Genomic DNA, 15,567 nt, shown 5'->3' on the forward strand with positions numbered 1-15,567 from the left:
TCATGGAACAATAGGGTATAAAACACCTATTGCTTACGAAAAAGAATACTACAAACAGAAGAAAGCTAGTTAACTAGAAAATCTCCGTTTGTAGTGTCTAATTTCTTGACATAGTATCACTTGGATTAGTGCTAAAGATTTTGGATCATTCTAAGGAGGAAATAATATGCTACATACAAGCATAGAACTTAATCAAGTTTTTAAAGGGCTAGGGAGCCATGAACAAGGTGCTACACTGCATACTTATGTGATAGATAATAGCCCTGAAGTAGATATGGATAGAGTAAGACCAAGTATTATTATATGCCCAGGAGATGGATACGGCTTTACATCAGATCGAGAAGCTGAGCCGGTAGCTTTAGCTTTTGCAGCAGAAGGATATAATGCTTTTGTATTAAGATACAGTGTAAGTCCTAGTCATTATCCACAGCAACTTTTAGAAGTTTCAGCGGCTGTAGCTTATGTAAGACGTATGGCAAAGATATGGCATGTAGATACAGATAAAATCATTGTATGTGGTTTTTCAGCTGGAGGACACTTAGCAGGGCACCTAGGTGTATCTTGGCAGGAGCAGTTTATTCAAGATGCATTAGAGCTTAAGGAGGCAGAGAATAAGCCTAATGCTATGATACTTGGCTATCCTGTTATTACAAGCGAGACCTTTGCACATGAAGGGTCTTTTAGAAACTTATTAGGTGAGTCTTATGAAATGGATAAAGAGAAGGTTTCACTAGAGGTTTTAGTAAGTGAACTTACACCACCGGCTTTTATCTGGCATACTTTTGAAGATCAAGCTGTACCTGTAGAAAATAGCATGCTCTTTGCACAGGCACTTAAAAAATATAATATTCCTTTTGAACTTCATATTTATCCAAAAGGTGGACATGGATTAAGTCTTTGTGATCAAAGAACAGCTAAGCCAGATGCGGATTATCTCGTTAATACTCATGTGGGAACATGGTTTAGATTAGCTATAGAATGGATGAATCAATTATAGAAATAGAGAAGAAAAAGTCTAAATCCATCTAAGTCAAATACAACAGACCAAATAACTTTGAATGTACAAAATGCGTAGAATCAGAATACGGTCATTGTATAGTAGAGATAAAACTTAAGTGATTTATAAATTTATAGCTAAAAAGACTGTCGGAAAAGCTTACGGCAGTCTTTTTAGTTAGTTAGAAATATGAAAGAAATTTTCAGTATGTAGTAGATAATTAAATGTATAATTTGTATATAAAATTAAATAAATAACTTGAAAATATTATATAAGTATGTAAAAATTAAGGTATAAATAAGTATAATAATTTAAAACATACTGTTAAAAAGGAGATAAAAATGAAAATTTTTTCCAAACAAATTTTTGATGCAGAGTATTATAGAATTCCATCCTTAATTGTAACAAAAAAAGGAACAGTTATAGCATGTGCAGATGCTCGTTATACGGATCCTGCAGATAATCCTAACCGTATTGATAAAGTGATAAGAAGAAGCGAAGATCATGGTGTAACCTGGCAGGAACCTATTCTAGCAGTAGAAAGTGTAGGAGAAGGAAGAAGTGAAGGTGCAGGAGATATTGACCCTTCTATGGTATATGATGCTGATACAGATACTATATGGTTATTTTATTGCCATACACCAGGAGGGGTTGGTTTATGGAATTCAAGGCCAGGCAAGGGGGTAGACAAGGAAGGCAATCGCTACCTTTATGATGTACATAATAACAGATTTGTGCTAAGAGATGGCGTGATCTCTAGTGAATCGGGAGAAGCTACCTCATTACGTGTAGATGAAGCAGGCTACGTTTATAAAGAGGATGAGTTAATCGGTAATATTTTTAAAGGGACAGGCCCATTACTAGAAGAGCGTACATCCTTTTTAGAAGTTGTATATAGTAAAGATGATGGATTAACTTGGTCTAAACCCATTAATTTAAATGGACAAGTTAAAGAAGAGTGGATGAAATTTATAGGGCCTGGACCTGGCGTAGGTATTCAAATGACGACAGAAAAGTATAAAGGAAGATTAGTTGTACCGATTTACTTTTCTAATCATACCAATGCTGTGGGATGGACGATGTCTTGCTGTTTAATCATAAGTGATGACCATGGTCAAACTTGGACAAGAGGCAATTCACCAAATGATGGGCGCCTTTATAAAGGAGAAGCTGTAGAAGCTCGTACACTTTTAGACTATGAAGCATGTTTAACTGAATCTCAAGTTGTAGAATTAAATGATGGTAGATTACTGTATATGATGAGGAACCATGATAGGCAAAAACGTACAGCTAGAGCTTATAGTGAAGATGGGGGTATGACTTGGAGCCAGGTAGAATGGGTAGATGAGTTTGAAGATCCGACTTGTCAGTCTTCACTCATTAAGTATCCAGACTTAGGAGATGGAAAAGAGCGCATTTTATTTGCTAATCCAGGTAATGAGAAAGAACGTAAAAAAGGTACAGTGAGATTAAGTGAAGATGGTGGCCAAACTTTCCCTTATGCAAAAGTCATTAAAGAAGATGATTTTGTTTATAATAGTATGGCTGTTTTACAGGATGGAACAATAGGTATGCTTTACGAAGGCAGAGATGATATGAAGGAAATGGAATTTATAAAATTCACCTTAGATTGGATTAAGGAATAATCAAGGTGATTTAGAGAAAAGGCACTTATAGAAGTGCCTTTTTTAATGCACATTTTATAAAAATAGAATAGATTAGAGTTTGGGGTATGAAAAAAAATCATACTTTTTTAAAAAATAAACTTATATATAATAAATAGTATAAAAGATTTATTTGATAAGTTTTTAGGGAATACATTAGGGGGGGATGGTATGAATAAGATTTCGGATAAGGTATGGATTCTTATTTCTTTTGTAACAGCTATTGTTTTGTGGCAACTTATTTCTATGTCTGAGGCAGGGGTTGTTTTTGCTTCACCTGTAGAGGTCATAGAAAAGTGTATTAAGAAAATAGCAGATGGAACTTTATGGCTACATATTTCCTACAGCTTATTTCGTGTAATTGCAGGTTTTTCTCTTGCTTTTATTGCCTCTATTCCAGTAGCTTTTTTAATGGGATGGTATAGACCGGTTAGAGGTTTAATCGAGCCTTGGATACAATTTGTAAGAAATATACCGCCACTTGCTTACATACCCCTTATTATTGTTGGGGTAGGGGTAGATGAAAGGTCAAAGGTAACCGTGATTTTTATTGCTTCTTTTTTAGTATTAGTGGTAACTATTTATCAAGGTGTACGCAGTGTAGATGCTACACTGATTAAAGCAGCTAAAATACTTGGAGCATCGGATAGAGATATTTTCTTTAAAGTCGTTATGCCAGCTTCTACCCCCTTTATTTTAGTGGGTACAAGACTAGGTTTATCCGCAGCCTTAACCACATTAGTAGCTGCAGAACTGACAGGTGCATCAAAGGGGCTTGGCATGATGATTCAAACAGCAAGTGGAAATTATGATATGGGAACGGTACTGCTTGGTATTATTATTATAGGCATTATAGGAATGGCTATGGAGAAATTCGTTAGATTTCTTGAAAGGAGGCTCACAGGATGGCAGGAGACTCATGTACAGTAAAGGTTAAGATTGACCATGTCAAAAAAGTTTTCAATGTAAGAGGAAATGAAGTGGTAGCGCTTAACGGTGTAGACCTAGAGATTAAAGAGAATGAATTTGTATGTGTAGTAGGACCTTCGGGCTGTGGTAAGTCAACCTTACTTAATATTATTGCAGGCTTAGATGTACCTAGTTCAGGTAATGTTCTTTTAGATGGAAATCCTATAGATGGACCAGGAACAGAGCGTGGTGTAGTCTTTCAACAATATGCCCTTTTCCCTTGGCTAACGGTAGAGAAGAATATTGCCTTTGGGCTTAAACTAAGAGGCATGAAGCGAGAAGATGTTCAAAAAGAAACAGCAAAATACTTAGACATAGTAGGACTAAGTAGCTTTGCAAAAAGTTATCCTAAAGAGCTATCTGGAGGGATGAAACAAAGGGTAGCTATAGCCAGAGCTTATGCAGTAAATCCAGAAGTTCTTTTAATGGATGAACCTTTTGGTGCTTTAGATGCACAGACAAGAACACAGCTTCAAAGTGAGCTTTTACAGACTTGGGAGAGAGAGCAAAAGACTTGTTTCTTTATTACACATGATGTAGAGGAAGCCATTATCTTGGCACAACGTGTAGTCATTATGAGTGCAAGACCAGGGCGTATTAAGGAAATTGTTGAGGTGAATATTCCTTATCCAAGAACACAAGAAACCAAAATGTCACAAGAATTTTTAGAACTTAAAAATTACATCTGGGGTCAGGTTTATGAGGAGTATCTAGCAGTGAGAAAGTAGAAGGATAGAGGGGGAAAAAGTATGAGGAAAATCTTTAAATTAGCCTTAATGGGTTTATTAACAATGAGTATGGCTGTAGGATGTACACCAAGTCAAAGTACAGGGGCACAGGCAGGTGAGGCAGGGAATAAAACACCTGATAAGGTACGCGTAGCTTATATGCCTAATATGGGAAGTGCTTCAGCAGTTGTATCAGGTATTGAGCAAGGTTATTTTGAAGAATATGGTCTAGATATAGAGCTTGTACAATTTGCAGGAGGTCCTGCAGAAATTGCTGCCCTTGCTTCTGGGGATATTCAAATTGCTCAGATTGGGCATGGTGCACATGCACTTTGTATTGAAGGGGAAGCTAAAGTTTTTGCTATTGATGCCTTAAGTTTATCGGATGTTGTATTAGCCAATAAAGATAAAGGGGTTAGCAGGATAGAAGATTTAAAAGGAAAGAAAGTGGCTGTTCAAGCAGGAACTTCTTCAGAAATTATTTTAAATTTAGCCCTTGAAAAAGCAGGGATGACGCAAAAAGACCTAGAGATTATTCAAATGGAAGCTTCCGGTATGGTATCTGCTATGGTTGGAGGCAGTATAGATGCTTGTGCAACATGGGAACCAAGTTCTACAACCATTATGAATCAAATGGGTGATAGCTGTATTACTTTAGCAGGCAATGAAGACTTCTTAGAACAAGCTACTTTTGCAAGTGGTTATATTACCACAGATAAATATGCTAAAGAAAATAAAGATATTTTAGTACGCTTTGCAAAAGCACTCTTAAAAGCACAGGATTATAGAAATCCTCATATTGAAGAGATTTGCAAGGCAGTAGCGAAGCTCATAGAAGCTGATGAAGCTACTATCCTAGATACAAAGAATGGAGCGAAATGGCTAACAGGGGAAGAAATTAAAGCTAGCTTAGAAGATGGTACCATTAAGAAGTATTATGAAAGTCAGCAACAAGTCTTCATTAATGCAGGTAGAATTCCAGAACCAGTACCTGTTGAAGATTATGTGATGTTTGATATTATGGAAGAGGCAACAAGTAGCTATAAATAAAGATTATAAAGTTTATAAGAAGAGAGTATGACTTAAGAGTCATACTCTTTTATTATTTAGAATTTTGTGATAAAATTAAGAGAACATAAGCAACATAGGAGGAAGTATGCTTATCCTTATTATGATTTTAATGGCTATTGTCTGTCTTTATGTAATTTGTGTAAAAAAAGATAGTATTTCTTTTTTACTGTTTGGATTATGTTTAAGTTTTATTATTATGTTTATTGGTATTATCATTTATATTGCAAAATCGGGAGGCTTTTCCCAATCTCAACGCTTTTTTCTCTTTTTAATTCCAAGTATTCAAGTGAAACTGCAATATTTACCTATTAGCCTAGATTGATTAGGATATATGGTTGCAATAGGGCGCTTTACCTTTCCTATCATCCTTCTGAGCACGGCCATGCATTATTCCATGGTGCCAGCTATCAGGAAGAGACTCCCATATATGAAGTGGCTTATACTGCCAACAGTTTTTTGGCTCATTTACTATTATCCCAAAGTTTTTAGAGAAGTGGTACGCGGACGATACTTTTTGCAAGCTTTTATGATTAAACTAGCCTTTGCATGGATTAGTTTATGTATTGTTAGTGCTATTACCGTACTACTTATTGAATATAGAAGTATTACCATTCCTTTTTGTAAACGTCACTTCAGATGGGTGATTTTATCTTATTTAAGTATTACCTTGTTATATAGTCTTTATTGTATTCAAGACCCAGCTCAAATTTATCAGACCTATGGTGTAGATTATATGTGGATTAGAGGGATAAGCTATACCACTTCAGCCATGTCTACCTTTGGGTGGATTGGACTAACTTGCTGTGGCATTTTCTTTATTTTATTAGGGAGTTTTAGCATAGCCCATTATACTCAGGTGAAAAGGCTAGATGAGAAAAATGAAGTCCTTTTACAACATAAGTTTGATACAAGTAATATGGGGGCTACAGTTTTTGTACATAGCATGAAGAATCAGCTTCTAGCCAATAGAGTGGTCAATAAAAAAATCATAGAACTTTTAGAAGAACCTGAGCCAGATTTGGAGAAACTCAAAGGCTATACAAGGCGGCTCAATGAACTGAATGAAGGCATGCTTAGGCATATGGAGGAGCTTTATAAATCCATTAAGAACAACGCCATGTATCTTATGCCTATTTCAATTACGCAGCCTGTACAGTTAGCTCTTATCAAGTTTCATGAGAAGTATCCAGAATATGAGGTTCAGGTTAACCTTAAAACCCAAGAGATGGTGCTTGCAGATGAAGTCCATTTGAGTGAAGCGATTTATAATCTTCTTACCAATGGGTATGAGGCAGCAGTAGAGGCACATGAAGATGAGGCAAAAGTAGAACTGATTACTTATAGTGAACGACTATATACCGTAATTGAAGTACGGGATAATGGCAAGGGTCTGTCTAAAGAAAAGCTAGGGAAAATCTTTGATCCCTTTTTTACAAGTAAAAATACGAATTATAACTGGGGAATGGGGCTGTACTATGTAAAGAAAATTATAAAGGGGCATTTAGGCAGCTTGCGTGTAGAAAGCATAGAAAATGAAGGAACGCACATGTTTATTTTATTACCTAAGTTTAGTGAGAACACTTAAGGGAGGTAGACTATGGGGGAATGTATAAAGGTAATGGTGGCAGAAGACTTTGACCTGATTCGCGAAGACTTGGCAGAACTTATTAGAAAGCAACAAGATATGTGCTTAATAGGGGAGGCATGTTCTGGAAAAGAGATAGAAAAGTTGGCTCATGAGGTGCAACCAGACCTTATTTTAATGGATATTGAAATGGAGAAAATCAACTCAGGCATTGTGGCAGCAGAACATATCCATTTTGATTATCCAGAGATTAAAATTATTTTTCTAACAGCACATGAAACAGATGATATGGTGATTACAGCTATGGCAACAGGGGCTGTAGATTATGTAGTTAAAGGCTGTGAGGAGGAGAAACTTCTTCATCATATAAGATGTGCTTATGAGGATGAGCCTATATTAGAGATGAGATTTCAAAAGAAGATTATGCAGGAATTTACACGCCTACACACCTCTGAGAGGAGTTTACTGTACTTTATTCAGACCATTTCCAAACTGACACCCACAGAAAGAGAACTTGTAAAACTTTTACTTCAAGGACATAAAGTAGCACAGATTGCTCAGCTTAGATACGTAGAGGTCGTGACGGTGAAAACACAGATTAAAAGCTTGCTGAAGAAATTTGGTTGTACGCGAACTAAAGAGATTGTGGAGATGATTCATAATCTAAGAATTTCACATTTATTTTAATAGGCTTAAACAAGTACTTAAGCGGTATGATTAATGAGCTTAGAGTGAGAATAAAATAGTTATGGGAAATAAAAAATTGGGGGAATGAAAAGGGTTTTATTGATTAGCTCTATTTTTTATAGTATACAGTAGTATAATAAAGAAGAAAATAGATATTGAGGAAGGAAAGGGATAGCATGAAAATTGCAACTTATAATATTGCAGCAGGACAATACTGCCATCAGGATTTAGGATTACTTTCAAAGGTGATTGATGAACAAGAAATTGATGTATTAGGGGTACAGGAAGTAGATAATAAGACAGGGAGAAGCCAACAAGTTAATCAGATTGAGGCTCTTAAAAGTAAGGAGACAACTTTTTCGGCTTTTCATAAGGCGATAGACTTTGATGGGGGAGCCTATGGGCTAGGATGCTTAGTGAATATGCCTACTCTAGATGTTACATTTGAGCTTTTAGAAAGTAATGGTTTTGAGCAGAGGATTTATCAAAAAATCAGTATTAAAATAGGAGAACACACAGGTTCTTTCTATAATACACATCTTAGTTTTGAAGATACCAAGACAAGAAAAGATCAAATGGCTTATTTAAAACGTCTGTTAGATGAGGATAAGGCTGAATTTAAAATCGTAACAGGTGATTTTAATATAGAAGATAGAGGTGAGTTTGAGCTATTTTTAGAGGATTACCAAATTGCTAATGGGCATAATGGAGTGTGGCATGATACCTTCCCAGGGGAAGACTGCGTAACACATCAGCTTGATAATATTATTTTGAGTAAAAATTTACATATTAATGAAGTGGGTATGGTGAAGAATAATTACTCTGATCACTGTATGCTATGGGTAGATGTAAGCTACTAAATCATGTTAGTTGATAATAAGTATAGAAGGATTGTTAGAACAAGCATATAAAAAAGCTGACCAATAAGGTCAGCTTTTTTATATGCTTGGAAAGTTTTAATAAAGAACACCAAAAGCCAAGCACCATGCAGTCCCCCTTTAAAATACTGTATAGGCTCGGCTTTTTAGGTGTGGCAAAGATTTAAGCAACTTAGTCTTCATAAGTAAATAGGACTAAGGTTTGGAAGAGGTAGCTTTTCTTAAAGTGCGCCATGGGTACCGAGGTGGGTATGATCCGCAACTGCCGTTTACAGGGATGCCAGTGCATATATAAAGGCTAGATGGGAGGTAGCACCGAGGGACATATGGGCTGCCGTTAGATAGGCGTACGCATCCAGATCCTTTTGCCGGAGATCTTTATGAAGGGTAAGTGCTATAAAAATTGAACCTTATAGACCTTGCTGCCACGACATAAGCCTATAGGGGTGTAGGCTAGAAAGCTTTCTTACTAGAAGGGGGAAATAGTAAGTGAGCTATTAGCTTACGAAATGTAGGATGCTTCTACTACCTAGGATGTGTTTTGCATCTTACATATACTATATAGTCCGATGTAGTGAAAATTCTTCAACTTTTTCAAAGAAAATTTAAATAAATCCTAAATATTAAAGTTTGTACAGGAATTGCTATTATGCCTAAGTTCTATTTATAATAGAGCTAAAAAGAAGTAGGAGTATTATGATATGAATCAAAGTATACAAGCAAAAAGAAAAGATGGTGAGCTTGTAAAACTCACTTTAAAAAGACTCACTTTTGAAGATATAGATCAGATTATGGCGTTACAAGATGAGATTGTAGAGGGTTTAGAAGATAAGCAGCTCTATGTGCCATCAGGCAGAGAAGAAATACAAAGTCATTTTAGCACAGAAGGAGTCCTTTTAGGATATGTTACAGAAGAGAATGAATTAGCAGCCTTAGCTATTTATTTAAAAAGAGGTTATAGTCCATCTAATTACGGTTATGATGTAGGGCTAGAAGGAGAAGAATTGCTAAAAGTGGGGCAAGTAGATACTGTACTTGTTAAAGCGGATTATAGAGGGAATAACCTACAGTATAGGATGTGTAGCCTTCTAGAAGAGATTGCAAAAGAAAAACAGACACCTATTCTATGCGCCACAGCTTCACCTTATAATACTTTTAGTGTTAATAACTTTTTGAAATTAGGCTATGAAGTGAAAAAAGATAAGCTCAAGTATGGCGGCCTAAGAAGGTATATATTGATGAAAAGCTTATATTAAAAAAAGAGCTCTAACCTCGATTTAAGGTTAGAGCTCTTCTGTTGGTATAACATGACCTACAATGAGTGAGTTAATCATAGCAGTTTTTTGGGGTGAACAAGATTTTCTATATTCTTCAGCATCAGCTGATGGTATAAGTTCTACAGAGATATGACATTCTGTTTGAAGGAAATCTTCTATTTCACTAAGAGGCACTTTAAAAAAGTTTTTTGTGGCATTAACTTTATTAAGCTGGTTTTTGCTAAATCTTTTATGTAGTTTCTTTTCAAGGGCTATGGCATCTTCTGAAAAAATCATAGCATGAATATCAAAGTTAAATGGAACAGATAGACCATTAAGTTCTTTGATACTTTCTTCTGGGTCTAGCTTTCTTGTCATACCGATTTTATACACATCCTCACCAAATGAACCCATATTGGAAATGATGTATACGTAGCCAGTAGTTACATTTTGTTCTCTACTTAGGATATCTTGTTTAGTCTGTGTGAGCGCTTTTAGTTTAGCTTCTGTATCCGTTAACTTCTTAAGGAGTTTAGCTTGCTCACTTTCAGTAGCACTTTCTAATTTAGTATGCACTTCATTGATCGTATTTTGAAAACGGAGTTCATCCTTCTCAAGTTTTTTTCTGGTACTTTCAAGTTCTTTTAATGTTTTAGCTTCTTCTTTTAGGCGATCTTTAATGACTGCTTGTTCTTCTTTTTCTTGGTGCTTTTTAAATTCATATTCATGTTTAAGATAAAGTTCAGCAATTTTTAAGTTTAAGTACTCCTTGCTTAGGGAGACTTCCTGCATATGTGTTAGGTTATTAATCTCATCAAAAACTTTATGAATACGTTTTTCAGAGGCTTCTAAATTGCTGTGTTTGGCTTTTGTAATAATATTTTCACATTCACTGTTAAATGTACGTAATGTAAGTTTTATAGTATCCAGAATAAATTCTTTTTCCGGATTGTGATGAGTAGCCGTCTTATTTTTGATTAATTGTTTTTGCTGATCCCTAACTTCAGCTAATTTATTTTTATAAAGCGTTGAATTTTCAAAGCCATATTTGGTTTCATGAAAACCATAGGACTGGATACTTAGGGTATCCTCAAGTTCAGATACAGTGTACTTTAATTGATTTAATCTCGTATCGAGCTCCAAGCAAGTACGTGAGAGGGCATCTCTTTTATCATTTAGTCGTTTTAACTCATCTTTTAAGTGGAGGTATTGGATTTCTTCCGTTGGTGAGTTTTTGTCATCTTTATATTTTTTTGCAGTAAGAAAATCTAATATTCCCATTCACACAACTCCTTTAGTAATATGTTTTCATCTTAACATAAAATGAAAGATTTGGAAATCAAGAATAGAAGGGGATTTATTTTTCAATTGAAGGGGGATAGCCCATATACTTTTTATAAATTCTAGAGAAGTAGGGTAAGCTACTAAACCCTGCTAGTTCACAACTTTCACTCACATTATAATCACCTGAACGAAGCAATTTCTGAGCATACTGGCAGCGTAGATAATTGATATAATCAGTAGCTGTTTTGTTGGTAATCTCCTTAAAGGTACGGCAGAAGTAATATTTGCTAAATCCGATACTTGAACAAATATCATCTATCGTTATATTGTTTCGATAATGCTTTTGTATGTACTGGATAGCATTTTTAACTAAGTTTATTTTTTTGTTACTCTGACCTAGGACAAGGAGGTTAGTATCTTGTAAGATATGGTGCCGTATGAGTTCTACTAATAGGTTAGCGATAAGCCCTTTAACAGCTACTTTATAGGCTGTATCTTGATGTGTCATCTCATAAATAATCTGATTAAAAATTTCAATGCACTTAGAATTGGTAATCTTATTTTCAAATGAGAGATTTAAGGTATCTAGCCCTAAGCTTTCATAAAGGGAGGAATGGATAATAAGGCAGTAGTAATGGGTATGTTCACTCATGGCCTCGAATTTATGTAGATCGTTGGCATTAATGAGAACGAGGTCACCAGGTGTAGCAAGTACTTTGTTAGGTCCACATACTACATGGCATTTCCCTTCTATAAGATAGATCATTTCAAGGCTTTCATGCCAGTGCATCATGTCATTAAATGGGGTGCTGTTACTAAGAAAGTTAGGGTGAAAGATAATAGAGAAATCAGGGTCAAGATGATTATGATTTTCGTAAAAAGAATGAATCATGATATACCTCCTGTTTAATGTAAAAGAGCAATATAAGATAAAGATGTATCAATCTGATATATGTACTTTTTTTGAGGTAAAAGTATAATTAAAGTATAAATTATTTGACTATAAAGTCAATTTTAAAAAATAGGAGGCTCGTATGAATAGATTTCCAATAGGTGTCATTATTGACTCATTTAGAACAGATATGCAAACCGCCTTAAAAAAAGCTGAAAACATGGGAGTAAAGGGTATACAAGTTTATTCAACACATGGAGACATGTCTCCAGAAAATTTAACGCCTTCAAAAAGAAAAGAGTTTCTAAATCGTGTAAAGGATCATGGGCTTGAAATCTCTGCACTGTGTGGAGACTTAGGGCAAGGCTTTGGAGATCCTCTTAAAAATAAAGTTAATATTGAAAAATCTAAGAGGATTTTAGACTTAGCTAAAGACTTAGAGACTTCTATAGTGACGACACATATTGGCGTAATCCCACAAGATCCTAATCACGATCGCTATAAAATTATGCAGGAAGCTTGTTTTGAGTTAAGCCAGTATGCGGATGAACTTAAAGCACATTTTGCTATTGAAACAGGTCCTGAGACTGCTCTTACACTAAGAAACTTCCTAGATACATTAGGTTCAAAAGGGGTAGCGGTTAATCTAGACCCAGCCAACTTAGTCATGGTAACAGGGGATGATCCTGTTCAAGCTGTTTATACACTAAAAGATTATATTGTTCATACACATGCTAAAGATGGTAGACGCCTACTGATTAAAGACCCTGAGGTTATTTATGGTTTGGTAGAAGAAACCATTCAAGAAGGTAAAGCCTTTATAGAACTGCCACTTGGGCAAGGGGATGTAGACTTTAAAAAGTATTTACAGGCCCTTACGGATATTGGCTACAAGGGATTCTTAACCATTGAAAGAGAAGTTGGAGACAATCCTGAAGCAGATATTAAATTGGCTGTTGATTTCTTAAATCATATGTTAAGAGGATAGGGGGAAAGCAAAATGAGTAAAATTAAAGTAGGTATTATTGGAACAGGAAGTATTAGTCATTTACATATACAGGGGTATTTGAAAAATCCAGATGTAGAGCTTTATGCACTTTGTGATATTAATGAGGAACGTGTAAAAGCAGTAGGAGAAAAATATAAGGTTTCACGTATTTATACAGATATGAATGAAATGCTAAAACTTGAAGAACTAGATGCAGTCAGTGTATGTACATGGAATAGTGCCCATGCACCTTGTTCTATTGCAGCCCTTAAAGCAGGTAAGCATGTTATTTGTGAGAAACCAATGGCTATGAATGCGGAAGAAGCAAGAGCTATGAAAAAGGCTGCTGATGAGGCGGGCAAACTCTTAATGATTGGCTTTGTGAGACGCTTTGGAAATGATGCTAACATTATTAAGGATTATCAGAGCACAGATTTCTTAGGAGATATTTATTATGCCAAGGCTACTTACTTAAGAAGAAAGGGCAATCCAGGAGGGTGGTTTGGAGATAAATCACGCTCTGGTGGTGGTCCATTAATTGACTTAGGTGTACACGTTATTGACCTTACAAGATTCCTTATGGATAATCCTAAGCCTGTCTCAGTTTATGGCGCTACCTTCCAAAAACTTTTTGATAGAAAAAACATCAAAGGCGGTACAGGATACTGTTCAATGGAGAAAACAAATCATGATGTTTGTGATGTAGAAGATTTAGCTACAGCCATGATTCGATATGATAATGGTGCAGTGGTGTCTATAGAAGCAAGTTTTAGTTTAAATATTAAGAAGGATGAAGGAATTATTGAACTGTTTGGTACAAAAGGTGGAGCAAAATTAAGTCCAGAACTTGAAATGTACACAGAAATCAATGACTACATGGTAGACGTTCAGCTTGCTGCTAAGACAGCGTTAGATTTTGATGGCTTATTTGATAATGAAATCAATCACTTTGTAGATTGTGTTAAAGGTGAGACTCAGTGTATTTCTCCAGCAGAGCATGGTATTGAGATTATGACTATACTCGATGCCATTTATGAATCTGCCAGAACAGGGCATGAAGTGATTATTGAATAAGGAGAACCTCAATGAAAGTATCTGTAAGTAGCTATAGTTTTTCAAGACTAATAGGAAATGGAACATTAACACAACTCGATTGCATAGGTAAGGCTAAGGAAATGGGCTTTGATGCTATTGAACTCGTAGAGATAATCCCCCATGATGGGAATACGAAAGAAGAATATGTACACCAGCTGGCTAAGGAAGCTAACCGCGTTAAGATGCCTATATCAAGCTTTACTTTTGGAGCAGATTTCCTTTATGGAAGTGGGGGAGATCTAAAAGCAGAGATTAAGCGTGTAAAAGAGATGATAAACTTTGCCCAGGTATTAGGTGCCAAAATTGTTAGGCACGATGCCACAAGAGGCTACAATCAGGGGGATAGAGGTTATAGAGGCTTTAATGAGGCTCTACCTAGACTAGTAGAAGGATGCAGGGAGGTGACAATTTATGCAGAAAGTAAAGGAATCAGGACCACTGTAGAAAATCATGGCTTTTTCTGCCAAGATAGTGAGCGTGTAGAAAAGCTCGTTAATGCGGTTGCTCATCCAAACTTTGGTTTATTAGTAGATATGGGGAATTTTCTATGTGTAGATGAAGACCCTGTGCAGGCCGTAAGTAGGGTAGCACCTTATGCTTTCTATGCTCATGCTAAAGATTTTCTTGTAAAAAGTGGTAGCGGTATAAATCCTGGAGCTGGTTTCTTTAAAACAAGAGGTGGAAACTACTTAAGAGGGATGATTATTGGGCATGGACATGTACCAGTGCAGCAGTGTATAAGTATTCTAAAATCAGTAGGATATGATGGGTATATGGCTATTGAGTTTGAAGGGATGGAAGATCCCATAAAAGGTATTCAAATTGGACTGGAAAATTTAAGACGTTATATAAGTAATGCTTAAAGTATAAGAGAATGATGGAAATAGCCTAAGTTTCACCCAAAAGGGGGATTTAGGCTATTTTTGTATAAAATATTTAAATTATTTGTTATGATATAGATGAATTATTTAAAGGAGGTATTTTAAGTGAGTGAAAAAGAAGTATTTCAATGGACTAAATTTTATCCAGAGCTTGCAAATAAATTATTAAGATATAAAAATAATAGACAAGGTTTACTTATTTTATTAGAAGAAGTATTTAAAAAAATAGATATGAGATTTCCTTTTAGGATTGAAGAAGAACGACTAGAAGATATTTGTCCTTTTTCAATTTTTGGTTGTTTTAATAAGCACATTACAGATGAAAAACGTATTCGGATTCTTTCTTTGTTAGCACAAGAATTAGAGATATCAGAAGAGGTACCGACTTCATTTGAAGGAGTACCTATACTTGACCCTAGAAATGCTTGGTTTTTTGGAGGGCGAATTGTCAAGTTAAGTGCAATACCTTTTCATAATATACTTCATAGGGTGTTTTCCAGTTTAAGCATTTACGAGGTCGTTTATTTAACTCTAATACTTTTTCTTGAATGACATTATCGGGAGTATCCGTTATATCCATACTTTTAGGAAA

The 15,567-nt window shown here is 35.6% G+C and carries 15 protein-coding genes and 1 pseudogene; 13 read left to right on the forward strand and 3 right to left on the reverse strand.

All coding sequences use genetic code 11. From position 1 onward, the window contains the following. Positions 1 to 166 precede the first annotated feature (166 nt). The 10 genes from H8718_RS18085 (at position 167) to H8718_RS18130 (ending at position 9,835) form a co-directional block, all read left to right on the forward strand. Positions 167 to 997: an alpha/beta hydrolase gene (locus H8718_RS18085; RefSeq protein WP_249334310.1), complete on the forward strand. Its 831-nt coding sequence runs from the start codon at positions 167 to 169 to the stop codon at positions 995 to 997. Between the two features lie 341 nt (positions 998 to 1,338). Then, entirely contained in the window at positions 1,339 to 2,643 is a 1,305-nt protein-coding gene (locus tag H8718_RS18090) for a sialidase family protein (protein ID WP_249334312.1), read from the forward strand. 189 nt (positions 2,644 to 2,832) lie between these two features. Further along, positions 2,833 to 3,591, forward strand: a complete 759-nt coding sequence (locus tag H8718_RS18095; protein WP_249334314.1) for an ABC transporter permease — start codon at positions 2,833 to 2,835, stop codon at positions 3,589 to 3,591. Beyond that, on the forward strand, positions 3,567 to 4,358 hold the full coding sequence (locus tag H8718_RS18100) for an ABC transporter ATP-binding protein (protein ID WP_249334316.1): 792 nt from the start codon (positions 3,567 to 3,569) through the stop codon (positions 4,356 to 4,358). The genes H8718_RS18095 and H8718_RS18100 overlap by 25 nt, the downstream gene beginning before the upstream one ends. Before the next feature lie 21 nt (positions 4,359 to 4,379). Then, positions 4,380 to 5,408 (forward strand): ABC transporter substrate-binding protein, encoded by a 1,029-nt coding sequence (locus H8718_RS18105; RefSeq protein ID WP_249334318.1) that lies wholly within the window; start codon positions 4,380 to 4,382, stop codon positions 5,406 to 5,408. Positions 5,409 to 5,514: 106 nt separating this feature from the next. Then, complete coding sequence (locus H8718_RS18110) at positions 5,515 to 5,751, forward strand: hypothetical protein (RefSeq protein WP_249334321.1); 237 nt, start codon at positions 5,515 to 5,517, stop codon at positions 5,749 to 5,751. Positions 5,752 to 5,856: 105 nt separating this feature from the next. Continuing rightward, positions 5,857 to 7,014 (forward strand): sensor histidine kinase, encoded by a 1,158-nt coding sequence (locus tag H8718_RS18115; RefSeq protein ID WP_249334323.1) that lies wholly within the window; start codon positions 5,857 to 5,859, stop codon positions 7,012 to 7,014. Between the two features lie 12 nt (positions 7,015 to 7,026). Beyond that, positions 7,027 to 7,701 (forward strand): response regulator transcription factor, encoded by a 675-nt coding sequence (locus tag H8718_RS18120; protein ID WP_249334324.1) that lies wholly within the window; start codon positions 7,027 to 7,029, stop codon positions 7,699 to 7,701. 176 nt (positions 7,702 to 7,877) lie between these two features. Continuing rightward, positions 7,878 to 8,561 (forward strand): endonuclease/exonuclease/phosphatase family protein, encoded by a 684-nt coding sequence (locus H8718_RS18125; RefSeq protein WP_249334326.1) that lies wholly within the window; start codon positions 7,878 to 7,880, stop codon positions 8,559 to 8,561. A gap of 719 nt (positions 8,562 to 9,280) precedes the next feature. Further along, on the forward strand, positions 9,281 to 9,835 hold the full coding sequence (locus H8718_RS18130; protein ID WP_249334328.1) for a GNAT family N-acetyltransferase: 555 nt from the start codon (positions 9,281 to 9,283) through the stop codon (positions 9,833 to 9,835). A gap of 27 nt (positions 9,836 to 9,862) precedes the next feature. On the opposite strand, the gene H8718_RS18135 is transcribed toward H8718_RS18130, so the two are convergent. Beyond that, on the reverse strand, positions 9,863 to 11,116 hold the full coding sequence (locus H8718_RS18135; RefSeq protein WP_249334329.1) for a DUF4041 domain-containing protein: 1,254 nt from the start codon (positions 11,114 to 11,116) through the stop codon (positions 9,863 to 9,865). 76 nt (positions 11,117 to 11,192) lie between these two features. Beyond that, on the reverse strand, positions 11,193 to 12,011 hold the full coding sequence (locus H8718_RS18140) for an AraC family transcriptional regulator (RefSeq protein WP_249334331.1): 819 nt from the start codon (positions 12,009 to 12,011) through the stop codon (positions 11,193 to 11,195). Between the two features lie 142 nt (positions 12,012 to 12,153). On the opposite strand from H8718_RS18140, the gene H8718_RS18145 reads away from it, so the two are divergent. Genes H8718_RS18145 through H8718_RS18155 form a run of 3 tightly spaced genes read left to right on the forward strand, consistent with a single transcriptional unit; the run spans position 12,154 to position 14,957 of the window. Continuing rightward, complete coding sequence (locus H8718_RS18145) at positions 12,154 to 12,999, forward strand: sugar phosphate isomerase/epimerase family protein (protein WP_249334333.1); 846 nt, start codon at positions 12,154 to 12,156, stop codon at positions 12,997 to 12,999. Between the two features lie 12 nt (positions 13,000 to 13,011). Continuing rightward, positions 13,012 to 14,073 (forward strand): Gfo/Idh/MocA family protein, encoded by a 1,062-nt coding sequence (locus H8718_RS18150; protein WP_249334335.1) that lies wholly within the window; start codon positions 13,012 to 13,014, stop codon positions 14,071 to 14,073. An 11-nt stretch (positions 14,074 to 14,084) separates the two neighbouring features. After that, the gene (locus H8718_RS18155; RefSeq protein WP_249334337.1) at positions 14,085 to 14,957 is read left to right on the forward strand and encodes a sugar phosphate isomerase/epimerase family protein; all 873 of its coding nucleotides are present in this window, start codon (positions 14,085 to 14,087) and stop codon (positions 14,955 to 14,957) included. A gap of 466 nt (positions 14,958 to 15,423) precedes the next feature. On the opposite strand, the pseudogene H8718_RS18160 reads toward H8718_RS18155, so the two are convergent. Beyond that, a pseudogene (locus H8718_RS18160) lies at positions 15,424 to 15,567 on the reverse strand (IS30-like element ISEnfa364 family transposase); the annotation flags it as partial.

The sequence above is a fragment of the Zhenhengia yiwuensis genome (assembly GCF_014384995.1).
Classification (GTDB): domain Bacteria; phylum Bacillota; class Clostridia; order Lachnospirales; family Cellulosilyticaceae; genus Zhenhengia; species Zhenhengia yiwuensis.